This window comes from Alcaligenes sp. HNGD-HTN06 (assembly GCF_049932565.1).
Classification (GTDB): Bacteria; Pseudomonadota; Gammaproteobacteria; order Burkholderiales; family Burkholderiaceae_B; genus Alcaligenes; species Alcaligenes ammonioxydans.
In genome coordinates this window covers 3,502,129-3,526,017 of record NZ_CP187782.1, presented here as the reverse complement: position 1 = coordinate 3,526,017, position 23,889 = coordinate 3,502,129, and the positions used below count along the sequence as shown (strand labels likewise).

Annotated in this window: 23 protein-coding genes and 1 pseudogene; 18 read left to right on the top strand and 6 right to left on the bottom strand. The window is 57.5% G+C overall.

The window, feature by feature from the left end:
* The first annotated feature begins 1 nt into the window (after position 1).
* From ACOZ42_RS16125 to ACOZ42_RS16090, 8 genes are all read left to right on the top strand, one after another.
* Complete coding sequence (locus ACOZ42_RS16125; RefSeq protein ID WP_003805261.1) at positions 2 to 310, top strand: 2Fe-2S iron-sulfur cluster-binding protein; 309 nt, start codon at positions 2 to 4, stop codon at positions 308 to 310.
* On the top strand, positions 310 to 654 hold the full coding sequence (locus ACOZ42_RS16120; protein ID WP_426345372.1) for a ferredoxin: 345 nt from the start codon (positions 310 to 312) through the stop codon (positions 652 to 654). The genes ACOZ42_RS16125 and ACOZ42_RS16120 overlap by 1 nt, the downstream gene beginning before the upstream one ends.
* A gap of 11 nt (positions 655 to 665) precedes the next feature.
* A complete protein-coding gene (locus tag ACOZ42_RS16115; RefSeq protein WP_003805258.1) occupies positions 666 to 944 on the top strand; it encodes a 2Fe-2S iron-sulfur cluster-binding protein in 279 nt (92 codons plus the stop codon).
* Between the two features lie 12 nt (positions 945 to 956).
* Positions 957 to 1,901 (top strand): ornithine cyclodeaminase family protein, encoded by a 945-nt coding sequence (locus tag ACOZ42_RS16110; protein WP_426345371.1) that lies wholly within the window; start codon positions 957 to 959, stop codon positions 1,899 to 1,901.
* A gap of 42 nt (positions 1,902 to 1,943) precedes the next feature.
* Entirely contained in the window at positions 1,944 to 2,294 is a 351-nt protein-coding gene (locus ACOZ42_RS16105) for a DUF2294 domain-containing protein (protein ID WP_131071079.1), read from the top strand.
* Between the two features lie 249 nt (positions 2,295 to 2,543).
* A complete protein-coding gene (locus tag ACOZ42_RS16100; RefSeq protein WP_059318325.1) occupies positions 2,544 to 3,566 on the top strand; it encodes a Nif3-like dinuclear metal center hexameric protein in 1,023 nt (340 codons plus the stop codon).
* A 26-nt stretch (positions 3,567 to 3,592) separates the two neighbouring features.
* Positions 3,593 to 4,699 (top strand): hypothetical protein, encoded by a 1,107-nt coding sequence (locus ACOZ42_RS16095; RefSeq protein WP_059318084.1) that lies wholly within the window; start codon positions 3,593 to 3,595, stop codon positions 4,697 to 4,699.
* Between the two features lie 349 nt (positions 4,700 to 5,048).
* Positions 5,049 to 6,149, top strand: a complete 1,101-nt coding sequence (locus ACOZ42_RS16090; RefSeq protein WP_131071078.1) for an MBL fold metallo-hydrolase — start codon at positions 5,049 to 5,051, stop codon at positions 6,147 to 6,149.
* On the opposite strand, the gene ACOZ42_RS16085 is transcribed toward ACOZ42_RS16090, so the two are convergent.
* Positions 6,146 to 6,895 carry a tyrosine-protein phosphatase gene (locus ACOZ42_RS16085; RefSeq protein ID WP_003805247.1) on the bottom strand — a complete coding sequence of 250 codons (750 nt, stop codon included), beginning with the start codon at positions 6,893 to 6,895 and terminating at the stop codon, positions 6,146 to 6,148. The two genes, ACOZ42_RS16090 and ACOZ42_RS16085, sit on opposite strands and share 4 nt — an antisense overlap.
* A gap of 462 nt (positions 6,896 to 7,357) precedes the next feature.
* Between ACOZ42_RS16085 and ACOZ42_RS16080 the strand changes: the two genes are divergently transcribed.
* A complete protein-coding gene (locus ACOZ42_RS16080) occupies positions 7,358 to 8,551 on the top strand; it encodes an aromatic amino acid transaminase (protein ID WP_003805245.1) in 1,194 nt (397 codons plus the stop codon).
* Between the two features lie 238 nt (positions 8,552 to 8,789).
* Here the strand turns inward: ACOZ42_RS16080 and ACOZ42_RS16075 are convergent, their stop codons facing one another.
* The gene (locus ACOZ42_RS16075) at positions 8,790 to 9,740 is read right to left on the bottom strand and encodes a LysR substrate-binding domain-containing protein (protein WP_426345370.1); all 951 of its coding nucleotides are present in this window, start codon (positions 9,738 to 9,740) and stop codon (positions 8,790 to 8,792) included.
* Between the two features lie 184 nt (positions 9,741 to 9,924).
* On the opposite strand from ACOZ42_RS16075, the gene ACOZ42_RS16070 reads away from it, so the two are divergent.
* Entirely contained in the window at positions 9,925 to 10,968 is a 1,044-nt protein-coding gene (locus ACOZ42_RS16070) for a Rieske 2Fe-2S domain-containing protein (RefSeq protein WP_426345369.1), read from the top strand.
* 5 nt (positions 10,969 to 10,973) lie between these two features.
* Entirely contained in the window at positions 10,974 to 12,191 is a 1,218-nt protein-coding gene (locus tag ACOZ42_RS16065; RefSeq protein WP_131071075.1) for an FAD-binding oxidoreductase, read from the top strand.
* 262 nt (positions 12,192 to 12,453) lie between these two features.
* Here the strand turns inward: ACOZ42_RS16065 and gcvA are convergent, their stop codons facing one another.
* Entirely contained in the window at positions 12,454 to 13,338 is an 885-nt protein-coding gene (gene gcvA, locus ACOZ42_RS16060; protein ID WP_131071074.1) for a transcriptional regulator GcvA, read from the bottom strand.
* Between the two features lie 145 nt (positions 13,339 to 13,483).
* Here gcvA and ACOZ42_RS16055 point away from each other — a divergent pair.
* The 3 genes and pseudogenes from ACOZ42_RS16055 (at position 13,484) to ACOZ42_RS16045 (ending at position 15,716) form a co-directional block, all read left to right on the top strand.
* Positions 13,484 to 14,107: pseudogene (locus ACOZ42_RS16055) on the top strand (glutathione S-transferase family protein).
* Positions 14,108 to 14,119: 12 nt separating this feature from the next.
* Positions 14,120 to 15,151 (top strand): LLM class oxidoreductase, encoded by a 1,032-nt coding sequence (locus ACOZ42_RS16050; RefSeq protein ID WP_426345368.1) that lies wholly within the window; start codon positions 14,120 to 14,122, stop codon positions 15,149 to 15,151.
* Positions 15,152 to 15,170: 19 nt separating this feature from the next.
* Complete coding sequence (locus ACOZ42_RS16045; protein ID WP_426345367.1) at positions 15,171 to 15,716, top strand: GNAT family N-acetyltransferase; 546 nt, start codon at positions 15,171 to 15,173, stop codon at positions 15,714 to 15,716.
* Positions 15,717 to 15,761: 45 nt separating this feature from the next.
* Here the strand turns inward: ACOZ42_RS16045 and cml are convergent, their stop codons facing one another.
* Entirely contained in the window at positions 15,762 to 16,961 is a 1,200-nt protein-coding gene (gene cml, locus ACOZ42_RS16040) for a CmlA/FloR family chloramphenicol efflux MFS transporter (RefSeq protein ID WP_003805225.1), read from the bottom strand.
* 410 nt (positions 16,962 to 17,371) lie between these two features.
* On the opposite strand from cml, the gene ACOZ42_RS16035 reads away from it, so the two are divergent.
* Positions 17,372 to 17,506, top strand: coding sequence for a DUF2938 family protein (locus ACOZ42_RS16035; RefSeq protein ID WP_003805223.1), 135 nt, complete (start codon positions 17,372 to 17,374; stop codon positions 17,504 to 17,506).
* 256 nt (positions 17,507 to 17,762) lie between these two features.
* On the opposite strand, the gene ACOZ42_RS16030 is transcribed toward ACOZ42_RS16035, so the two are convergent.
* The gene (locus tag ACOZ42_RS16030) at positions 17,763 to 18,317 is read right to left on the bottom strand and encodes a GNAT family N-acetyltransferase (protein ID WP_336579995.1); all 555 of its coding nucleotides are present in this window, start codon (positions 18,315 to 18,317) and stop codon (positions 17,763 to 17,765) included.
* Between the two features lie 132 nt (positions 18,318 to 18,449).
* Between ACOZ42_RS16030 and ACOZ42_RS16025 the strand changes: the two genes are divergently transcribed.
* On the top strand, positions 18,450 to 19,304 hold the full coding sequence (locus tag ACOZ42_RS16025; RefSeq protein ID WP_426345366.1) for a helix-turn-helix domain-containing protein: 855 nt from the start codon (positions 18,450 to 18,452) through the stop codon (positions 19,302 to 19,304).
* 178 nt (positions 19,305 to 19,482) lie between these two features.
* Here ACOZ42_RS16025 and hutC read toward each other — a convergent pair whose 3' ends face one another.
* Positions 19,483 to 20,214: a histidine utilization repressor gene (hutC, locus tag ACOZ42_RS16020; protein ID WP_059318090.1), complete on the bottom strand. Its 732-nt coding sequence runs from the start codon at positions 20,212 to 20,214 to the stop codon at positions 19,483 to 19,485.
* Positions 20,215 to 20,494: 280 nt separating this feature from the next.
* Between hutC and hutU the strand changes: the two genes are divergently transcribed.
* Positions 20,495 to 22,225: a urocanate hydratase gene (hutU, locus tag ACOZ42_RS16015; protein ID WP_059318091.1), complete on the top strand. Its 1,731-nt coding sequence runs from the start codon at positions 20,495 to 20,497 to the stop codon at positions 22,223 to 22,225.
* Positions 22,226 to 22,243: 18 nt separating this feature from the next.
* Positions 22,244 to 23,779: a histidine ammonia-lyase gene (gene hutH, locus ACOZ42_RS16010; RefSeq protein ID WP_003805206.1), complete on the top strand. Its 1,536-nt coding sequence runs from the start codon at positions 22,244 to 22,246 to the stop codon at positions 23,777 to 23,779.
* Positions 23,780 to 23,889: the final 110 nt, after the last annotated feature.

The window sequence follows — 23,889 nt, the reverse complement described above, 5'->3', positions numbered from 1 at the left end:
TATGCCAACCATTACTTTTCATAAAAACGGCCAGACTCATGTGGGCGAAGTGCAGGAGAACACGAATTTGGTGGTCAGGGCGGGCATCAAGCAATTCCCCTTTCCTCATTTGACCTACGGTTGCGGCATGGGCAAGTGCGCCAAATGCGCGTGTCGTGTGCTGGACGGGGCCGAGCATCTGCCTGCCGCCAACTGGAAAGAGAAAAAGCAATTGGGTGAACGCCTGGATCAGGGCTGGCGGCTGGCCTGCCAGTTGTGGATTACGCAGGACATTGTTCTGGAGCAGGCTGAAATGCAGGAGGTGCAGTGATGTATGTGGTACTGACCAGCAAGCCGGGGGAATATCGCACGGAGCCGGGTGTGGGTGTGGAGACGGTGGCAGCGTATGAATACCATTTTCAGGGACGTTTCAAAGCGGTGTTTGCCATCGCGCGCATTCAGGAAGGGTCGCGCGTGCGTATTGTGGAAGAGACGCCCAACGGCACGATCAATGACATTCCTACCCGGCAAATGGAAAAGTTTGCAACCGCCAAGCAGGCTTATGAAGAGCTGGCCGGGCTGACGCAGTTTGGCAGCATCCAGGCCGAGTTGCGTCAGTGTCAGGCCGTCGGTCACCAGGCTGGGGACCAGACCCCGGCACAGCAGCAATCCTGAGGTAGCAGAATATGGTTCAGATTACATTTGCATCGAACAATGACTTAGTGGTGTCCGCCGCAGAAAACAGCAACTTGCTGCGGGTCTCAATCCGGGAGCGGGGCGGTATACCGTTCAAGTGCGGAGGAGGCATTTGCGGGACTTGCAAATGCCGTATTACCGAAGGACTGGACAATACGGATGAGGTCAAGGCCAAAGAACACAAGCATTTGTCGGAGCAGGACCTGGCAGAGGGCTTTCGCATGGCGTGCCAGACCTTTGTTCGTGGCGATGTCACGGTGAGCTGGTAAGAGGAGTCGCCCATGCTGCATTTGACCGATCAGCAACTCCATGAACTGCTTGACGCTGCCGCCGTGCAGGGTGTGCTGGAGCAGGCCTTTCTGGAGTTTGGACAGGGGCGCGCGGCCCAGCAGCGTCGTGTGCGCACGCAGGTGGGGGAGACGCGTCTGTCCACCCTGGGGGCGGTCATACCAAGCCAACAGGTGGCAGGGGCCAAGATCTACACGACGGTGCGGGGCGCGTTCAACTTTGTCATCGTGTTGTTTGATGCTCTCAGTGGTCAGGCCTTGGCCACGCTGGAGGCCGGTGCGATTACGCAATGGCGCACAGCAGCCTGTTCGGTGTTGGCGGCGCGTCGGGGTGCCAACCCTCAAGCCCAAACCCTGGGCGTGCTGGGTCTGGGTGCTCAAGGGATCGCGCATGCCATGCAGTTTTGTCAGGCTTTTGACGTGCGTCGGATTCTGGTCTGGAGCCCGAATGTGAACGAGGAGCGTTGTCGCAAGCTGGAGCTGGAATGCGGTGTACCGGTGCGTGCCATGCGTCCTGAGGAGATCGCCGTACAGGCGGACATTCTGGTGACGGCCAGCCGGAGTCGGGAGCCCCTGTTTGATGGACGCACACTCAAGCCCGGCTGCTTTGTGGCGGCGGTCGGCTCCAGTTTGCCGGTTGCGCGGGAGCTGGACGATGCCTGTCTGGAGCGGGCGGGCACGGTTGTGGTGGAGTGGGGGGAGCAGACACTGGCTGAGGCTGGAGACTTGATTCTGGCGGCACCGGACTGTGGTATCCACGGCAAGTTGTGCGAGCTCAGCGATTGGTTGCAATTAGACCCGGGTCAGGGCTACGACGCACAGGGTATTTGCGTGTATAAATCAGTGGGTGTGGCAATTGAGGATATTGCGGTCGCTGGCCTGGCGTATCGCCGTTATCAGCTTGGCAAGGCGGCGCAGGAGGTCGTTGCTGCACACTGAAAAACGACAATAATTCAAGCATGTTGGGGGTAGGCAATGGGAATGGCAGGCTTTTCTTCTATAGGCGAATTCAAGCAGGCGCTGACCCGGGATTACAACCGCATCAATAGCAGTATTTTTGCATCTGGTGTCGTGACACTGAAAATAGATGTAACGGAGGACAGGATCAGCATGTTGGCGGTGCACAAGCGTCAGCCCGCTTTGCAGACCCTGAGCCGGGAAAATGCGCATATTGCGGATCTGGCCGATCTGTATTTGATCAAGGCCTTCAAAAAGGAGATGAAGCAGGTTTTGGTGGAAGAGTACGGGTTGGATGTTGTGGCCATCTTCAAGGACTACGATGCCGTCGCGCAGTTGTCTTCCACCATGGTGTTGTTGCAAAAAGGAGTGTGAATGCAGTGGCGGTGGTGTGAGCGGCCGCCCTGAATTCCAAATCGATAAAAAGAAGCTGACTGGTAGACAGTCTTGTTGTCCTTCCTTCTGAAGCCGGATGTGCTGTGTGCATCGGGCTGCGGAGCCGGGTTCAGGCCGTGACAGGCCTGCTTCGGGGAAGTTGCCGACAGGAAGTGCTTGCATACCGCCGGCCTCCGGCCCTGGGAATTCCCAGGGCCGGAGGCCGGCTTTTTATTTGGAGACAAAATCATGGCCTATGTAGCCGATTTGCTAGATGCATTGAATGTAATCACAGGGGGACGCATGGTGTCCTGTATGGATGAGGTCAAGTGCGGCCATCATCCCTTCGTGATCTGGAAGTCCTCGGGGATTTACGGTAAGGAAGTCTTGGAGATACCCGGCTTGATTCATGGTGATCCCAACAAGGAAGTGCGCAAGGTGGCAGTGTGCATGACCATGTCCGAGCTAAGTATTGAGCTGGCTGGCGCTACGGGTGTGGATGCCATTGTCGCGCACCACCCGATTGCCGATGCGGCCAGTTGTGGGGGCGTGACCTTGAAGGATTATCTGGACCTGTACGGCGTGGCGGCGCTGGAATGCCACGAGGCGTTTCACGGCCTGCATCCGGGTATTGCGTATCTGCATGGTCACAAAGTCGTAAAAAGCGATATCGCCTACGGGGCCATTCATGGCAATGTCATGTTCGTGGGTGAACCCTTGGAGGAGGTCAGCACCTTGGGCGATATGCTCGATCGCCTGGACGGATTCATGGGGCTGGATCTGGAGGATCAACTATTGCAGGCGGAACGTCGCATCAAGGGCAACGAGAGCATTCTGGAGACCAGCACCCTGACCCGCGGCGCGATTCGTCTGGGGGAACGCAGCAGCCGGGTGGGTCGCATTTTGCATATTTTCCCCCATACCGGTTTCAGCCCCGAACATCTGCGCCAGGCGGTGGCCGAGAATCCGGGGGTGGATACGGTGCTGGCGTCGATCAGCCGGGTTTATGACGGTCATGCACTGATTGAGTGTGCTCGGGAGCTGGGCCTGAATTTCCTGGTGGGTAACAGTCATGTGCTGGAAATTCTGGAAAATGGGCTGCCGCTGGCTTATGCCTTGAGCGCCTTGCTCGAGGGTGTCGAGGTGGTGATGTTCCGTGACCGGGTCACCTCCACACCCGTGCATCAGGTAGGAGGCGCCCGCTTGCGCGACTACGCCCAGCACTTTTCGACCGCCCATCTGATGGGCAAGAACGTGTTGAGCTTCCAGTAGGTCCAGCTTCCTGAACGGAGAGAGACATGGATAACAAAACAATAGAAATCGACAAAGTAGTGCATGTAGCGCCTGCGGGACGTCGTCCTTTGGAGCGTATTGAGGCAGTCGGCCTGGGCTTGTTGATCCTGGCCATGCTGACGCTGTTTTTCTATCCCGCTACCTTGTCCGGTGCCTTTGATACCGTGCTCAACAAGGTCAAACCGGTCGTGGTGGATGTGTTCTTGACCGGACAGGTGGGGGTGGCGGTCATTATCAGCGTCATCATTGGACGCCTGCTGGAGCGCCTGGGTTTTACCGACGCCATGATGCGGGTCTTTATGCCCGCCATGCGCGCTATCGGGATCAATCCAGCGGTGATTATTCCCAGTGTGTACAACATTTTTGGCGACATCAACGCGGCTGGCCGTATCTCGGGACCTTTGTTGCGCCAGGCCGGGGCCACCAAGGACGAGCAGAAGATTGCAGTGGCCACGATGGTGCAGTCCCAACAGTCGTTCTCGACCTTCATGTTGGGCATGATGGCGCTGACCTTTGCGGGGGTCAATGTCTTTGCCGTGGTGCTGATTGCGATCTTCGGTCCTTTGCTGCTGTCCCCCCTGCTGTTGTCACGCCTGGTCTACCGCAATGTTCGTTCGGTGGATTTACTCGCGGCCCCCCGCTTTACGCCGAATATCGATTTTGCGCCCATGTTGTTCAAGGCGGCCCGGGAAGGGGTAGAGCTCTTGCTGTTGATTCTGATCCCGGCAGTGGCTCTGGTGTTTTGCGTCATTGGCCTGCTTGAGCATATCGGCGTCTGGGCGCCGATCAGTGCGGTGCTTGAGCGTGGTTTGCTGGCCTTGAACATTCACCCTGAAACCGGTTTGCTGGCCATGCTGGTCAGCCCTACCCTGGCGATGGGCAAATTGCAGGCGATTGCCTCGACCCTGGACCCGTCGTTGGTGGTGGGCTCGTTTGTACTGGCGTCCTCCGGCTTGCCCTTGTCTGCGGTCTTTGGGCAGATTCCCGTGGTCTGGGCCGAATGCTCGGATCTGAATGAAAAGGAGGTCATGGTAGCGGCTGTTTTGGGCATCGTGATGCGCTTGCTGACTGCGGTGGTGCTGGCTGTGTTCCTGACGCCTTTGATTGTCTGAAATCCTGTTTGTTGTTCCCCCACTTTCGGAGCGCTGATGTTGGCGCTCTTTTTTTTATTTTTGCCGGTTTTGTCCGCGAGCCCACACTGCCATCGAACTGCCATAAAACTGTAACAGGGCTGAAAGAACTCTTGTTTAACCTGAGCCTGTCGTAGTCTTTTTAAGGCAGGGCACTTCGGTGACTCTGGTTCTTTAAGTTGATGCCTTTTTCTGTCCGGCAGCCTGTGCTGCGGCCTATTGCGCTAATTGATGCTTTGCCTGTGTGCCCGGTGCTTAGCCCTGCGACACAGCAGGATGCCGGGTGTGGCTTGGCGATGTGTGGATCACACGGCCTTGTGGGGGAAGGACCATGAACCAGACCCAGGTGACGGTGTTGAGCGGTTATGGAGGCAAGGCGCCCGCCGCTATCCTTGTACAGGCCTGTGGCCTGCGACTCCTGCTGGATGCAGGCGGCCCGCTGTATCCCGGGCAGGCGTGCGACTGGTATCACGGACTGGAGGTGGATGCCATCCTGGTCACCCATGATCACCAGGACCATATCGGCGCGCTGTCCAAGCTGCCCGAGCATATTCCTGTCTATGCCACCGCCTCCACCGCACGCAGTTTGCCTGCCGGGCGAACCTGGCGCGAGTTGCCCACGCGCGGCACGACCTATATCGGTGATATTGCTGTGCGTACCGGCTTGTCCGGCCACGCGCTGGGAGGTGTCTGGCTGCATCTGGATGTGGGGGGCGGGCTATTTTATAGCGGGGATTTTTCCTGCGAATCCCTGCTGTTTCCGTTTGACTTGCCACCACCTGCGCATCTGGCTTTACTGGACGCCTCTTACGGTTTGTACGACCAGTCGCATCATGTGGCCTGGAGCATTCTGGAATCCTTGTTACAGTCTCATCCCGCCTTGTTGCCGGTGCCGCCTTCGGGCCGGGCAATAGAGATTGCCCTGTGGCGTCAGCAGCAAGGATACGAGGACTGGAGCATGGATGCGTCCTGCTATGAAAACCTGACCCGCATGATCAGTCAGAGCAGTGACCTGTTATTGCCTGGGGTGCAACAGGCGTTGCGCGAGCTCATGCCGCGTGCTGCCGCCTTTGATCCGCATGCTCACCTGGTGCTGGCTGGCGAACCGGACGGGTGTCAGGGCAAAGCGGGCGAGCTGATCCGGGAGCATCGGCTGCACTCCCTGGACCCGGAGGCAGCGCCCGGCAGCCGCTTGCTGATACACACCGGCTATGTCGCCCCGCACGCGCCGCGCGGCACTCACACCTTGTGCTGGAATGTGCATCCCCGTCTGTCCGATTTGCGCTGGCTGGTGGATATGGTGCAGCCGCGTTATTGCATGCCCTTGTTCACGCAAATGCATGATCTGCCAACCTGGCGCAATGTGCTGGGACCGGCCTTGAGTCTGGAAGGTCACTGGGAACTGCCCGCGACCTCCGTGAGGGTGGTTTAGGCGACGTAGCGTTCCAGCAGGGCCTCGCGTCGGGCGGGGCTGAGCTGTAAGGCATCCTGGAAAAACCGATCCAGGCTGCCGTGGGTAGCATCAATCGTCTTGAAGGCGGTTTCCAAAAACTCGGGCTGAACACCCCACAGAATATCCAGTACTTCGTCGCGGATACCCCGGTTATCAGGCAGATCGGGGCGGCGGAAGAACTGCTTGGTCAGCAGATAGTCGTGCATGACATCATCTGGATGGACGCCAGCGGCGCGGTGCAACAAGGCCACGGCAAAGCCAGTCCGGTCTTTCCCGGCCGTACAGTGCATCACCACGGGCGTATCGGCTTGCAGCAGTTGATCAAAGACCTGGGCAAAGGTGCGGGCATGGGTGGTTACGAACTCGGTGTAGGTCTTGTTCATCGTGGCGTGCGCAGCCTGCACATCCCCCTGGCCTTGAGCCAGCATGTCCAGAAAATCGGGTAAGACGGTGGGTTCGACTGTCAGGGCGTGACTGGTCAAAAAGCTGTACTGGTAAGGCGAACGTTTGCGCTCGTGCGCCCCGCGAAAATCCAGGGAGCGCGCAATGCCCAGCTCCTTGAGGATGTCCAGATCCTGCTGGCTTAAATCTGCCAGATGGTCCGAGCGGTAGACACGACCTTTACGAAAAGAGCCGGAGTCCGTGGCATAGCCGCCAATATCACGGAAATTGCTGGCCCCTTTTAAAGGGCAGGATACGGGACTGGGCAGCGACGATACGGGCACGGCGGACTCCTGTGTGGAAACGATGAAAGTCTCATGTTAACGGTCTTGAGCAGGATCTGCATATGACAATACGGTGACATAGGAACGGCAGGTCGGGCAAAACCCCGCCCAGCGCTGACGAGGCTTCCTGCATCGCGAAAAAGCCATGTATATTCTTTGCTGGCAAGGCCCGGGCAACGCGACCGCCATCATGCCTTCATGTCCCTTGAATCCGACTGACCCAAGGCGAGATAGGGAGGCGCGCGATGCGTTGCCTGCACCGACTAGACAAGAACAGGTGCGGTGCCTGGTCAGGGGGGACAAGTCTGATGAGGCATTCACGCATCGCTCGCATGCTCAGGTGCTGCCAAAAGATCCCCGATATAGTGGCTAAAGCAGGCCCAAGGTATAAGGTCAATGCATATTTGGACAGACCGTCGACCAACCGGACGGCCCAGAACCGTAATTTTTCAAGGAACAAGCATGTTTGAGCATTTGCAGGCCTATGGTGGCGATCCGATTTTCCGCTTGAATGAGGCATTTCACGCCGATCCGCGCGATCGCAAGGTTAACCTGACCATTGGTCTGTATTACGACGAGCAAGGCCGTCTGCCCCTGCTGGACGTGGCTCGCCGCGCTGAAGAGCAATGGGCCGCCAAGGGCCAGCCACGTGGCTATCTGCCTATTGAAGGCTTGGCTTCTTACCGCAGCGCTGTACAGAAGCTGGTGTTTGGTGCCGACAGCAAGGTGCTGCAGGAAGGACGTGTGGCGACCATTCAGACACTGGGTGGCTCCGGCGCCTTGAAAGTCGGGGGCGACTTTTTGCACGAAGCCTACCCCGAGAGTGAAATGTGGATCAGTGACCCGGCCTGGGATAACCACCACTCCATTTTCCGGGGATCGGGCATTCGTACCCATACCTATCGCTACTACGATCCAGCCACTCGCGGTCTGGACTTCACTGGGTTGATGGAGGACATTTCCGTGCTGCCCGAGTACAGCATTGTCTTGTTGCATCCTTGTTGTCATAACCCCACCGGGGCCGATCTGAGCGATGAGCAGTGGCTGCAACTGATTCCTGTGCTGCAGCAGCGCAAGCTGATTCCTTTCCTGGATATGGCCTATCAAGGGTTTGGTCGTAGTCTGGATGAAGACGCCTTTGCCGTACGTGCCATGGTGGATGCCGGGTTGAGCTTCCTGCTGGCAAACTCGTTTTCCAAGAACTTTTCCTATTACTCCGAGCGTTGCGGCGGGTTGTCGGTGGTGTGCCAGAGCGCCGATGAAGCAGATCGTGTTCTGGGGCAGTTGAAAGCGGTGGTACGTCGCATTTACTCCAATCCTCCCTCGCATGGTGGTCAGGCAATTGCCTCGGTCTTGTCGGATGAAACCTTGCTGGCGGAATGGTCGGCTGACGTGGAAACCATGCGTCAGCGTATCGCTGCCATGCGCAAGCGTGTACACGAGCGTTTGAAAGAACTGGCGCCCCAGTACGACAGCAGCTATTTCGTCAAACAACAAGGCATGTTCTGCTACACCGGGCTGAGCAAAGAGCAGATTCAGAAGCTGCGTGACGATTATGGCGTGTACGTGCTGGAATCGGGCCGCATCAGCGTGCCTGGCCTGAATCAGTCCAACGTTGATTATTTTGCGGAGTCGATGGCGGCAGTCGTGGCCTAAACCGTACCGTCGTTGCTGACGAAGCCAAGAACGTGTTGCCAGCCTTTGTGGGGCCGGCAACACGTTTTTTTTCGGTGAATTGGAGGAAAGGAAGTCTACCCAGACTGAGCGGCAACGCAGCCCGACCCGTCCATCCAGATCAGGCCGCTGGATCACCCCGCATCCTGGCCGGTAAGTCGCTTGCCTATATTGGGCCGGTTCAACCCAGCCCTCTTGAAACCGTCTGTCGGCGGCGGACTTAGGCTAACGCCCAGGACAGAATCTCCTGATTGATCTGCTCCTGTTGTCGAGCCCGGTTTAGTAAATAGCGGTGAAAGTCCTGACTATGGGGCGATTCAAAGGCGCCTGCCCGTCGAGTCAACACGTAGGGCCAGGGCAGGGGTAAGGAATGGGAGAAGGGCAGGATAAGCTGCCCGTGGCGGACTTCTTTTTCTATCATCGAGCATTGGGCTAAAACAAACCCTTGACCGGCGACAGCGCATTCCAAAGCCATATGCGAGAGCGAAAAAACGCGGAAGCGATCCAAGGGCAGCTCGCCGGGGTCGACGCTCAGCGATTCAAACCAGTCTCGCCAGGACGGTGGCGAGGTAAAGCGCGGCTGCCAGTCCGAGGACAGCAACGGATAGTTCAGCAGATCACGTGGATGCCGCAACGGAGCCTGCCCTTGCAGCAGAAGCGGGCTGCAGGCGGGGACGACTCGATCGGTATACAGTTCGGTAAAGCTGCGGGGGCGGGCGGCTGCTTGCCCATAGGTAATCCGAAAATCAATCTGTTCTGCTTCCAGATCAGGCTCGGCATGGCTGCCTTTCAGATGCAGCGTCAGTTCTGGGTCATAGTGCTCTTGCCATCGAAATGCCAGCGGGGCCATCCAGGTTTTCAGCATGGATGGCAGGGCGCTGATGGATAACAGGCTGGTATTGCGCGACCGCTCCATTTCTTGCCGGCCGTCACGCAGGAGCTCAAAAGCCTGGGTGCAAATTTCGTGAAAGCGTACCCCGGCCGCCGTCAGCCGCAGGCGCTTGCCTTCCTTGTAGGTCAAGCTGCAGCCCAGCGACTGTTCCAGCAACCGTAATTGCTGGCTGATCGCACCGGGTGTAATTTTTAGACGTCGGGCGGCTTCTTGCAGGCTTTGGCTATGGCCCAGCGTTTCAAAGACTTGCAAGGCACGTAGGGGAGGCAAAGTATCCATGATCGGTAGGCCCCGTTCAGAACAGTCATTTAGGTTTAGAAATTCTAAACGAAATGGATAGTAGCCTGAATTTAATTGCGTTTATGATGATCCTGGGCCTTGGCTCGGCATTCTTCAAAGACACATAAAGCATGGGTGGATGCGTTTCGCCTTCATGCGTCGCATTCAGAGTTGGGAGTAAACCATGTTTGTACGTAATGCTTGGTATGTTGGCGCTTTAGCTGCGCAGCTTGGCCGCAGCTTGCTGCCCGTGCGTATGCTTAGCGAAAATCTGGTGCTGTACCGTCGAGAAGACGGCCAGCCGGTTGCTTTGGAAGATTCCTGTCCGCACCGTCGTCTGCCCTTGTCCAAAGGTCGCTTGATTGGTGATCAGGTGGAGTGTGGCTATCACGGCCTGACCTTTGATTGCAGCGGCTCCTGTACCAAGGCGCCCGGCGTGGCGCAAATTCCTAAAAGTGCGGTGGTACGTAGTTATCCTTGTGCGGAGCGTTATGGTCTGGTCTGGGTCTGGATGGGGGACCCTGCGCTGGCAGACCCGTCCAAATTGATTGATATCCCCGAGTGGGACAATCCCGAATGGGGCGTGAATCGTGGCGATGCCATGGAACTGGACTGCAATTACTTGTACGTCACCGACAATTTGCTGGACCCCTCGCACGTATCCTGGGTACACCAAAGCTCGTTTGGTAGCCCCGACATCATCGGCCTGCCCCTGACGGTGAAGGTTGAGGACAATGGCGTGACGGTCTCGCGCTGGTCAAAAAACGTGGAAGTTGCGCCGTTTTACAAGCAGTTTGTGAAATTTGAAGGCAATTGCGACCGCAGGCAGCAATACGAAGTACGCTTCCCGTCGCTGGCCGTTATCAAGGCCATCTTCCTGCCTGCCGGTGCCGCCACCGAGCAGCCCAGCGAGTACCACCCAGACGTTTTCCTGATGGACTCCTATAACTTCCTGACCCCCATCGACGAGGAACACACCCGCTACTTCTGGTTCCAGCTGCGCAACTTCAGCCCGGATGACGAGGCCATTTCCAAGATTTTCAATGAAGACGTGCGCCATGCGTTCCTGGAAGACAAGGTGGTTCTGGAAGAGGTGCATAAAGCCCTGAAAGAGCGTCCCGCTGCCTTGGACTTGCCGCTGGATTCCGGCCCCTTGCGCTTCCGTCGCAAGATCAGCCAGCTGATCCAGGCCGAGCAGACGGTCGCCAGCGAGACCCCGGCGGCTTGAGCGTCATGAGCCCGACTGCCTCATCTGCGTCCACTGCATCCCCGGCCAGCCGCCGTTTTCGGGATTACCGTGTTCTGGAAAAACAGCGTGAAAGCGATGTGATTACCTCCTTTGTGCTGGCCCCGGTGGACGGTGTGATGCCGCCTTATCAGCCAGGCCAGTATCTGGTGTTTCGTCTGGAAATTGACGGACAAACCGTGCTGCGTAATTACAGTCTGTCGGGGGACCCCGACAGCACGGACCGCTTGCGTATTTCCGTCAAACACGAGAAGGCCCCGGTAGGGTTAAGCGTGGCCGATGGTCTGGCCTCCTCCTATCTGCATCAACAGGTGCAGCCAGGTGATGTGCTGAGCGCGGCAGGGCCACTTGGCGAGTTTGTGCTGGACGAGAGCAGCCAGCGGCCTGTGGTGCTGCTAAGTGGCGGCGTGGGCCAGACTCCCTTGCTGGCCATGCTGCATCGTTTGCTGAAACGCAGTCAGCGTAAGGTCTACGTGATTCACGCCTGCGATAACGGCTCGGTTCATGCCTTTGCGGATGAAATGCGTGAACTGGCCACACAGCGTGACGGCGTGCAGCTTTACTTCTGCTATCGCAACCCGACTGAAGATGACGTACAAGCCGGTTTGCACCATGTGGCGGGACTGATTACCCGTGAGCATTTGCAGCGTTGGCTACCGCTGGATGATTACGAGTTTTACCTGTGTGGGCCTGGTGCCTTCATGCAGAGCAATTACGGCGTTCTGCGTAGTCTGGGAGTGACGCGAGAGCGCATTCACTACGAGTTTTTTGGCCCGGCCACGGTGCTGGAAAACACCCTGGCTGGCGATACTGCCGCCAGCACGGTTCAGCCTGAGGGGCAAACGGCCGTGGTCTCCAGCGCCGCAGGGGTGAACGCAGAGCAGGCGTTGCTCCCCGCCATCACTGAAGCTGCTGCGCAAACCAGTGCGGAAACCGCCGTGGATGCGACGCAAACCGTGACGTTCCTGCCCGACGGTCGTCAGGCCCAATGGCATGAGGACTGTCCTTCCCTGCTGGATCTGGCTGAGGAAACGGGCTTGAGTCCGGACTTTAATTGCCGGGCCGGCCTGTGCAATACCTGTATGTGCACCCTGGTATCGGGCGAGGTCGATTATTTTGAAGAGCCTCTGGACCCTGTGCCAGAGGGCAAAGTCTTGCTGTGCTGTTCCCGTCCCCGTGGTCCGGTGGCCGTGGAATTGCCTTAAGAGTTTTTCAATTGCTTGTTGAGGTTGGCCCCGTCCTTTTGGGACGGGGTTTTTTTTCAAAAAAAATCATATGCTTCCTTGTTGGAAGTCAGGCGGATTTTCAATGTCTGGAGCCGGGGGACGTGGCCATGAGGGCTGTTGACGTGGTGGTCCTACGGAGACTGGATTGGGAAGCGATGAGGTGCTGTCTGTTTCTCCCTACCGCTGTGCGATAGCGGTCATTGTTACCACCACAGCAGCAGGAAGAAGCTTGGTTACCTTGCTATGAATGGGCTTGCTCGCTTATCCAATCACTAAAGGCACGGACCTCTGTTTTTTGCCTCGTATCGGGCAAGGTCACCAGGTAGTAGGCAAAGCGGGCTGGCCAGGGCTTGTCCAACACTTGCACCAAGCGGCCTGCGGCTATTTCATCTTGCGCATATTCTTGCGGTATCAAAGCCAGTCCCAGGCCCGCAATCGCGCCGCGTATCAGCAGGTAATCATCCTCAAAAGCTGTGCCTCTATCGGCGCGTGCATCGTCCTCCACCCCGTGGGCAGACAGCCAAAGCGCCCAGTCGGCCCGGTCGGCATCTTGTAGCAGTGGCCACTCCAGGCAATCTGCTGGCTCCTGAATGACTGGCTTGTCTTGCAGCAACGCAGGGCTGGCTACAGGCAGCAAGACAGGGGCCATCAAGGGCTCGGCCTGCAAGCCGGGGTATACGCCCAAGCCGTGGCGAATGGCGATATCCACTTTGTCGCGACGCAGGTCCACCAGCGTGGGGGACGCCTCCACACGGATTTCGATATCGGGATGGCGTTGCTTGAAATCGGCCAGCCGGGGAATCAGCCAGGAAGCGGCAAAGGAAGGCACGGTGCTGATCGTCAGTGTCTTCCTGTGCTTGGTGGCTTCCAGCGTATGCATGGCCTGTTCGATCTGGTCAAACGCCGTCAGCAGGGCAGGGTAGACCTGTTCACCTGCTTGACTCAGGCTCATTTTGTGGTGGCTGCGCACAAACAGTGTCACGCCCAAGCGGTCTTCCAGCAGCCGGATTTGCTGGCTGACTGCGCCCGAGGTTACGCCTAGTGCCTGGGCGGCCAGCTTGATGCTGCCGTAGCGTCCGACTTCGGTAAAGGCGCGCAGAGCTTGTAAAGGAAAGACAGGATTCATGATTTAGTTTATCTAAATCTATCAAGCAGATTTAATCGTTTTTCTTTGGCTATCTAAGTGGGGAAAATGGGCTTCTGAATCGTTTTTAAAGTTTAGCTTATCTATATCCAAAAGAAGAGCGAACTTTCTGTTTGGGAGCCACGCCATGATTGATCTGTACACCGATAGTTCGCCTAACGGCTTTAAGGTGACCATCGCCCTGGAAGAGCTGGCACTTCCGTATCGCCTGCATCACGTGCGTATCGAAGCGAATTAGCATAAGCAGCCGGAGTTTCTGGCCCTGAATCCACATGGGCGTATCCCGGTGATGACGGATGATGAAACAGCTGTTGTTCTGTTCGAGTCCGCCGCGATCCTGCTGTATCTGGCGGGAAAAACCGGCCAATTGCTTTTAAAAGATCCTGTTCAGCGCTGGGAAACGATCAAATGGCTGCAATTTCATTCCTCCAGCGTGGGGCCGATTCTGGGCCAGCGCGTGCATTTCGAGCTGTTCGCGCAAGAGAAGATTCCGGCCGCCATCGAGCGCTACCGCCGTCTGGTGAATGATCTGTTCACCGTGCTGGATACACGCTTGGCAGACCATCCTTATCTGGCGGGACAGGACTATTCCATTGCCGATATTGCGCATTTTGGCTGGATGCATATTGCGCGGATTATCGACTTTGATTTCAGCCAGTACCCGCACATGAGTGCCTGGCATGATCGCGTGGCCCAACGCCCCGCAGTCCGTAAAGGCATCACCTTGCCTGAACCTGCTACTGGCGCCTGAGGGGAAAACAGCATGACGATTGAAACAAGCCTGACTCAAGGCGCATCTTTCCCTGCCTTTGCCAATCACCCTGGCTATAGCCGCATGTTTGCGCCGGGTCGTCTGACCATGGGGATCTTCCTGCCTCTGCGTTTTTATCAAGGCGATATGAGTGTGCTGGCCGGGCAGGCAGCGCTGCTAGAGGAGATAGACCGCAAGGATTTTGCAGCGGTGTGGGTACGTGATGTGCCCTTGTATGATCCAAGTTTCGGAGATGCGGGGCAGGTGTTCGATCCCTTTACTTACCTGGCTTTTCTGGCTGCTCGCACCAAGCGGGTGGCCTTGGCCACGGGCAGCACGATTTTCTCCCTGCGTCACCCGATCGACCTGGCGAAATCCGCTTTCACCATTGATCAGTTGTCCGGTGGACGCTTGGTGCTGGGTATTGCTTCCGGGGACAGGCCCGTGGAGTTTCCCGCCTATGGCGTGGAGCGGGCCGAACGGGCAGAGCGTTTTGCGCAGGCTGTCAGCTATTTCCGTCAGCTAACGCAAGCGGGGCAACTGGATATCGACTCTCCGCTAGGTCGCTTCGATACCGCAGAGCTGTTACCCAAGCCTGTGCATGGCTCCATTCCCTTGATTGTCACCAGCTCCTCGGGGCAGTCGCCCGAATGGATCGCCGAACATGCCGATGGTTGGCTGACCTATCCGGAAGCCACACATACACCGCTAGGTCCGCAAAAGCTGGCTGCCAAAATTCGGGCTTGGCGCGCCCGGATTCCAGATGGCGGTTTCCGTCCGCACATGACCAATGAATGGCTGGATTTGGTGGATGACCCCGATTACCCACGCACACCGTTGCGCGGTGGTTTTACACTGCGTACCGGGCGCAAGGGGCTGATCACCTTGCTGGAAGAATGGCAGGCAGCCGGTGTGAATCATGCTGCTTTGGGTATTCAGTTTGCGCAGCGACCGGCGGCGGGAATTATCCAGGAGTTGGCTGAGTATGTGCTGCCACATTTTGCCTCTCACCAGGCGCAGCCTGCCCTTGCAACAGCATGGTAAGCGACAGGGGAACACAAGCATGACTAGCCGTGCAGAACAGCCGATAGCCGGTGGTATTCAGATCCGGGATTTGCAGCCGCAAGACCGGGTCGCTTGGGAGCTACTGTATCGGCAGTACGCCGAGTTTTACAAAGAGCCCATGAATGAAGAGATCCTGGCTCGTACCTGGTCCTGGCTGCTGGATGCGCAGCATCCTTTGCAGGGGAAGGTGGTAGCTACGGCGAATGGTGTGCTGCTGGGTTTGGCGCATTACCGTCCTTTCCCGGAGCCCTTGCTGGGCAAGGAGGCTGGTTTTCTGGATGACTTGTTTGTGTTGCCGGAACAGCGAGGCGGCGGGCTGGGCAGCCGTTTGATTGAGGCAGTCTCCCAGGCAGGTAAGGAGCAAGGCTGGCCGTTCCTGCGCTGGATTACGGCGCAGGACAATGCCCAGGCGCGAAGGCTATACGATGGTCTGGCTCAGGCAACCGTTTGGGTGACGTATGACTTGAGTTTGGGGACGCTTGATTGCATTGTTGTCCGCCGTAGCTCGCTCCTGAGATTACTCATGAACAGTGGCGGCGGGTGATCCAAATGGAGGGAAGGCATACCGAAAACCTTCCCTTTTTTATCTTCAAACCTCGCGTTTGCTCTTTGCCTCCAGCAACATCAAAGCAAGCAACACCACACTGCTCATCCCTAGTCCAAACACCACCAGCGGCCACGCCGTATCCCCATCCAATAAGGTCACTGCCAACGTACCGATCACGCTAACGATCAGGCTTTCCACGCAAAAGTAGATCGCCACGGCGGAGCCGGCCACGTCGTTGAATTGAGCCAAGGCGCCATTGGCGGTGACGGATACGGTCATCACAATGCCGATGGCGGCCAGCCACATGGGCAGGATAAAGCTGGCAAAGGAAGGTTCCAGCAAGATCTGCCCGGTTGCCAGCAAGAGGGTGGCAAGAAGGATCACGCCCATGCCGCGCTTCAGGCTCCCGGCGGTTCCCCAGCGGGCCACAAAGGTTTTGGACAGGCGGGTGGTGGCAATCATCACCAGGGCAACACTGGCAAAGGCCAGGCTGAAGCTCATTTCTGAGTAACCCGCTTGTCCGATCAGGACGCGTGGGGCCGTGGAGAAGTAGACGAAAAATGTCCCCATCCCGGTGGAGAAACCCAGGGTATAGACCCAAAAGGCTGGGCTTTTGAAGACGGCCAGCGCGGACTGTTGTGAATGCAGTGGTTTGGCAGGCCGAGTTTCCTGCCAACGGAACAGCGCGTGGAGCCAGGCCAGCAGACCCATTCCGGCCAGGCTCAGGAAGATGGCCTGCCACCCGCCCGCACGGGCAATCAGAGCACCTGCAATAGGCCCCAAGGCGGGTACGAATGCCAGGATGGCGCTAAACAGGCCGTAGATCACCACCCCTTCGGCACGATCGGCGTAGACATCGCGTACGGTGGCAAACAAGGCCACCAGGGTGGCCGAGGCCCCCAGTGCTTGCAGCACTCTGAAACCTACAAAAGCCCAGGCGGTGCTGGATAAGGCGGCGGCGATTGAGGCCAGCACGAACAGCGCGGCTCCGGCCAGCAAAACTGGTCGTCGGCCTATGCGGTCCGACAGAGGGCCAAAGATCAGTTGCCCCGCACCCAATAGCAGCATGTACAGGCTAAGGGTCAGCTGGATGAGGGCTGGGGTCGTGCCCAGAAGCTCCGGCATGGCCGGTACGACGGGCAAGTAGATATCCATCCCCAGGGACGCGAGGATGTCAAAAGGCGCCATCAACAGCAAGGCGGCTGGCAGCGTATGAGCCCAGGAAGAGCGTGAGCAAGACATAACAAAATTACCACTCGAAAAAAGGAATCGGGCGGCGTCTGTTTGTTATCAATCAGCGGGATTGGAAGTACAGAGCGCCGCAACAAGACAAGAGCTTGTTGCGGCTTACTCAGTTGCTGACTTTGTGCTCGTCATTCAGACGGCTCCTCACAGAAATAGCTTGAAGATGTGTCGCGGGGGAAACGCTGCATGGCGGCATCTGCCCAGTTGAAAGGGATGTGGCGCGACAGTTGCTCATTATAGGGGGAGGCTTTTACGGTCTTGAAGCCTCAGCTTGTGATGGCTGGTGGTTTTTTGCCCGGCAAAGGTTTGGCCAGACGCGACACTGCCTCGCTGGGGCTGCCGGTCTTGTTCTTCCTGACCCGGATCGCAGCGGCTTTCAGCAAGCGCGGGAATGTTGGACATTGCGTATGGTTGGCGGCGGGGCATTGGCTGCGTCGCGTACCCCTACGCCTTGGACCCATCGTTTGCATAGTTTGCTGACACACGCGATTTTCGGTTTGGGCATGTACCTTGCGGCCTTGCTGACCCAGCAAGTGGCCTAAGGCGATGTAATTTGTTGGGACATCTGTCATGAGTAATCTGAAAACTACCGGCACCTTCCCGTCGGCCGTCTCTCTGCTTGCCCTGAGCCTGTTTGCCATGGGCAGTGTCGTGTTTCTGATGGGCGACATCCTGGGCTGAGTGCTTGCAGTCACGATTGGGTCTGACATTGAGCATCGAAGAAGTCCAGGAGCTGTTCTCGTGTGTAAGTCAGCCCCAGGATGCCGATTCCAGCTGACCGGAGGGTGGTGGCTGGGATTAGGCCTGTTGTTTGGGCAAGGCCAGCCATTCCTGGGCCGTAATGCGGCTGATGTGTTCAGTCCGGTAGTCTCGCAGGAACGGGTTGTATTTGTTTTCCTCGGTGCGGTGATGGCGAAACCCGCATTTGGCCTGCACACGGTGTGATTGGGTATTGTTGGCAAAGTAGCCGCACCACAGTGCGTTCAGTTTCAGCGTTTCAAACGCGTGTCGCATCACTTCGCGCACGGCCTCGGGGATCAAGCCCTGACCCCAGTAGGGGACGCCAATCCAATAGGCAATTTCACCTTCTTCTTCACTGAGCTTGAAGTTGCTGTTCTTGCCGATCAGTATGCCAATGCATCCAACAGCCCGGCCATTGTCTCTGTGTTCGACGGCATACACTTCGGGCATATTGAAAACTGTGCGGATAATTTCGGCACTTTCCTCAACGCTGGTATGAGCAGGCCAACCGGCAATCGGGCCGACTCGCTCGTCGTTGGCGTATAGATACAAATCCTCGGCGTCGCTGTTCTGCCAGGGGCGTAAAATGAGTCTTTCTGTTTGAAGTGTCATTTTCTTTACTCACAATGAAGCAGAAAACAGAATAGAAGCGGGCGGCGTGAGCGAACAGAGCAGGACCTTGGTAGTTTCGGTACTTTTAGCAAGTCTTGCAGGGTGCCGAGCGCTAAAGCGCAGAACAACATCATGCATCACACTCCACAATTATTCAGCGCCCAAGACGGCTGGCTGACGGGCGAGACAACGCTGGCTGACAGCATGGGCATGCCGTTGTCTTTTGGTCATGCCTATATGACCTTGATGATCTGCCTGTCGGGCCACGCTCTGATCAGCCTGAACTTCAAGGATCAGCCTGTACGGCCTCAGGATGTGCTGGTTTTGGCGGAGGACACGATTGCGCTGCTGAAAAAGCGTTCGCGCGGTTTCAAGGTGTTTTTCCTGTTGATGCCCAAGAGCCTGGCGTCAGAAGTGGCGTATCAATTGCCTAATGCCTTGTTTGTGTTCCTGCATGACCATCCACTGTGCGTGCCCCCGCAACAAGACCGGGCCTTGCTGGCGGCTTGGCTGGTGCAACTGCGCGAGATTGTGCGAACCCGCACGCTGTATCAGCACATCATGCTGCGCAATCAGTTGCAGAATTTCTTTCTGCGGATTGCCGATGAGATTCCGCCCGAGTATCAAGGCGGAAAGACGTTCAGCCGCAAGGAGCAGATCAGTTGGCGGTTCTGGGAACGGGTTGGACAGCAGTGCAGGCAGCATCGTGAGGTCAAGTTTTACGCGGATGCGCTCAATATCACCCCGTTTTACCTGTCCCAGCTGACCAAAGAGTTTTTCAACGACAGCCCCAAGGCCTTGATCGACAGGCAAGTGGTGCTGGAAATCAAGGCGCTGCTTTCTTACAGCCAGTTGGCGATGGGGCAGATCGCCGATCAGCTCAACTTTGGGGACCCCTCGTATCTGTGTCGCTACTTCAAGCGCCACACCGGGCTGTCTTTGAGCCGTTATCGCCAGCATGCGCAAGGTGAACGCCCGCCGGGCTGATCGAGAGTGTGAGCAGGCCCGCTCTGGCGTGGTTCGCAAGCGAACAGGCCAGTGGTGCGGGTCGTGTCAGGTCCGTGCGGCACGAACATGGCGGTGTTGTGTGGCCCGGAAGGCGAGGTGCCGCTGCGCTTGAGAGTTATGTTTGGGAAGCAAACTCGAAGCGGCGCCGGTTTGGGGCCTACATCCGTCCCGTGAATTTGTAGCGATCGCCAGGATGCCAGAGCCTAGCGTGAGTAGTGAACTGCTCACTGGAAAACGTGCGGCGGTCCATCACCAAACAGGGCTGCTGCTCTTTCATATGCAGGGCCTGTGCGATTCCGGTGGGTGGCACCAGCACTTCAATGCTGTAAAAGCCGGTTGGCAAGGGGGCGACCCGCACCAGATATTCGTTAGGCGTGATCTGACTCCAGTCCTGCTCCATATAGTCGGGTGCCATGCGCGCATCCACCAGACGATCTTCGTACTGGATAGGCAGGCCGTTTTCGGCATGCACAATAATGGAATGAAACAGCGCCGCGCCCGGAGCAATGCCGTACAGGCGTGCCTGTGCCGGGCTGGCCTGCAGCCGCTCCATGCTCAGCACTTGACAGCTATGTTGATGACCGCGCTCGCGTATGTCTTGTGCAATGCTGCGTATCTCGATCAGCGTGGACTGGAATTTGGGTTGGGCTACATACGTGCCAGAACCCTTGATGCGGATCAGCAGTCCATCGTTGGTCAGTTCGCGCAGGGCCCGGTTGACCGTCATGCGTGATACGCCAAATTGCTCACATAAGGCCAGCTCTGTGGGAATCAGATCGCCTTCCCGCCATTGTCCGGTCTGAATCTTTTCCACGACATAGTTCTTGATCTGTACATAGACGGGGAGAGCCGATTCGGAGGACGAGTTGCTCGTCAAAGGGGCAACCATGCTGATGCTTTCCTGTAGGGACGTGTTCACACTCTAGGGTTTGTGCAGGCAACCGTCGGGGGTGCTGCACCGGCCATGATTCTAATACCCCGACAGTGTCCCTGGCCGTCTGTTTTCGCGGCGCTGCCAGGGCAGGCATATGTATAGACAACTATTGGAAATGACTATACATTGGCAAAAGCTTACAAGAAAACCGTTGTTTTGTCGGCGCTTGGACCTGCCTTCCCTGGGTGGAAACAGTCTGCCAGATAGAACCAGCGCGTATCCAGAGACACCTCAGATGGAGGACAGCACCATGCCTGATCATCACACTTCGACGGCCAGCCAGGACCCCCGTTTCGATCCTGCGCGGGAGATTCATGCCCCCACGGGTACACAGCTCAGTTGCAAGAACTGGGTGGCAGAAGCCGCGTACCGCATGATTCAGAACAATCTGGACCCGGCCGTGGCCGAGAACCCCCAACATCTGGTGGTGTACGGTGGCATCGGGCGTGCGGCTCGAAACTGGGCGTGCTATGACCAGATTCTGGCCAGTCTGCGCCAACTCGAGGATGACCAGACCTTGCTGATTCAGTCCGGCAAGCCGGTGGGCGTGTTCCGTACCCACCGTGATGCGCCGCGCGTACTGCTGGCCAACTCGAATCTGGTGCCCAAATGGGCCACGTGGGAGAAGTTTCACGAGCTGGATCAGGCCGGGTTGTTCATGTACGGACAGATGACGGCGGGCAGCTGGATCTACATCGGCAGCCAGGGCATTGTGCAAGGCACGTACGAGACTTTTGCTGAGGCAGGTCGTCAGCATTTTGGGGGTTCGCTGGCCGGGCGCTGGATTCTGACGGCTGGCCTGGGGGGGATGGGCGGCGCACAGCCTTTGGCTGCCAGCTTTGCCGGTGCGGTATCGCTGACGATTGAATGCAAGCAAAGCAGTATCGACTTCCGTTTGCAGACTCGTTATCTGGATAAGCAGGCGCGCGATCTGGACCATGCACTGGAGCTGATTGCCCAACACACGGCTGCTAAAGAAGCCGTGTCGATTGGCTTGCTGGGCAATGCCGCCGATGTGCTGCCCGAACTGGTGCGACGCGCTCAAGCCGGTGGTTTGAAGCCTGATCTGGTGACGGACCAGACCTCTGCCCACGATCTGCTCAATGGCTATTTGCCTTCGGGCTGGACGGTGGAGCAGTGGCAGGCCGCTCAGAAAGATCCGGCGCAACACGTCCGCATTCAGCAAGCTGCTGCCCAGTCTTGCGCCATCCATGTAAAAGCCATGCTGGATTTCCAGAAAATGGGCATTCCGGTTGTGGATTACGGCAATAACATTCGCCAAGTGGCGTTTGATGAGGGCGTGGCCAATGCCTTCGATTTCCCCGGTTTTGTGCCAGCCTATATTCGCCCCTTGTTTTGCGAGGGCAAAGGCCCGTTCCGTTGGGTGGCCTTGTCGGGCGACCCGGAAGATATCTATAAAACCGACCAGAAAATCAAAGAGCTGTTCCCCGACAATGAGCACGTGCATCGCTGGCTGGACATGGCACAGGAACGTATCGCTTTCCAGGGTCTGCCTGCTCGAATTTGTTGGCTGGGGCTGGGCGAGCGTCATCGTGCCGGTTTGGCCTTTAACGAAATGGTGCGCAAGGGCGAGCTGAAAGCGCCGATTGTGATTGGACGTGACCATCTGGACACCGGTTCGGTAGCCAGTCCGAACCGCGAAACCGAAAGCATGCGGGACGGCACGGATGCCGTGTCGGACTGGCCTTTGCTCAATGCGCTCTTGAACACAGCTGGGGGGGCCAGCTGGGTGTCGCTGCATCACGGCGGCGGCGTGGGCATGGGCTACAGCCAGCACGCGGGGATGGTGATCGTGGCTGATGGCAGCGAGCAGGCTGCGGCCCGTCTGGAGCGGGTCTTGATTAACGATTGCGCCAGTGGTGTGATGCGTCATGCGGATGCAGGTTACGAGCTGGCGATTCAAACGGCCAAGAATTTCGGGCTGACACTGCCCATGATCAAGTAAGAAAAACAGGACAGATAAATGAGCAAGAGTATCGAGCTTTCTCCCGGCGCACTGACTTTGGCGCAACTGCGCCAGATCTGGCAGAAACCGACTGTTCTGACTCTGCCGGCAGAGGCGGTGGGGGCGATGGACGCGTCCTCGGCCATTGTGGCCAAGATCATCCGTGCAGGTCATCCTGCCTATGGCATCAATACCGGCTTTGGCAAGCTGGCCCAGCAACGCATTCCCGACCACGATCTGGAACAGCTGCAAAAGAACCTGATTCTGTCGCATTCCGTAGGGGTGGGTGAGCCGGTTTCCGATGCGGTGGCACGGCTGATTATGGCCATGAAGATTGCCAGTCTGGCGCGTGGCTTTTCGGGCATACGCTCGCATGTGGTCACGACCTTGCTGGATATTCTGAATGCGGGCGTGGTGCCTTTCATTCCGTCCAAAGGTTCGGTGGGCGCATCCGGTGATTTGGCACCCTTGTCGCACATGACCTTGACGCTGATCGGGGAAGGGCAGGCCAAGTGGCAGGGCGAATGGATGCCTGCCCAGCAGGCTTTGGCCAAGGCTGGTATCACCCCGATTGTGCTGGCCGCCAAGGAGGGGCTAGCTCTGATCAATGGCACGCAAGTGTCTACGGCCCTGGCATTGCATGGCTTGTTCCGCACCCAGACCTTGTTCCGCAATGCGATTTTGGCCGGAGCCTTGAGTGTGGACGCCGCCAAAGGCAGTGATGCGCCTTTTGATGCGCGTATCCATGAGGTGCGTGGACAGCCAGGACAGATTTACGCGGCCCGCTTGTATAGGGAGCTGCTGGCTGGCAGCCAGATTCGCCAGTCGCATCGGGACAATGACAACAAGGTGCAGGACCCCTACAGCTTGCGTTGCCAGCCCCAGGTGATGGGCGCGATCCACGATCTCATCACGCAAAATGAGCGCAGCTTGCTGATCGAGGCCAATGCCGTCACGGACAACCCGCTGGTATTCCCCGGCAAGAACGGTGAGCCCGATCAGGTGATTTCCGGCGGCAACTTCCACGCCGAGCCGGTGGCCTTCGCCGCCGACGGCCTGGCCCTGGCGATTGCCGAAATGGGTGCCTTGGCAGAGCGTCGAGTCGCGTTGTTGATTGATGCCAGCATTTCCGGTTTGCCACCGTTTCTGGTGCCTTCTGCCGGTTTGAATTCGGGCTTCATGATTGCCCATGTGACCGCGGCGGCGCTGGCTTCGGAAAACAAGTCCTTGGCACATCCTGCGAGCGTGGATAGCCTGCCTACGTCGGCTAACCAGGAAGACCACGTCAGCATGGCGACCTTTGCAGCGCGCAGACTGGAGGATATGGCACAAAATACCGCTGCAATTGTGGCGATTGAATTGCTGTGTGCGGCGCAGGGCATTGATTTTCATGCTCCTTTGCTGACTTCCGAGCGCTTGAGAAAGGTGCAGGACGCGATTCGTCAGGCCGTGCCTTTTTACGATCAGGATCGTTATCTGGCTCCCGATATCGAGGCCCTGAAAGCCCTGGTGCTGGACGAGAGTCTGGCTGACACGGCGGCCGACCTGTTTTAGGGTCCAGGGCGTACTCCCGAGCCTTGTTGTCTCCATGCCAGTGGCCCTGGCCCGGATGGGCGGAGCCAGGTTTTTTGCATAATGACGTGGCGGACAACCCAGTGAAAAAC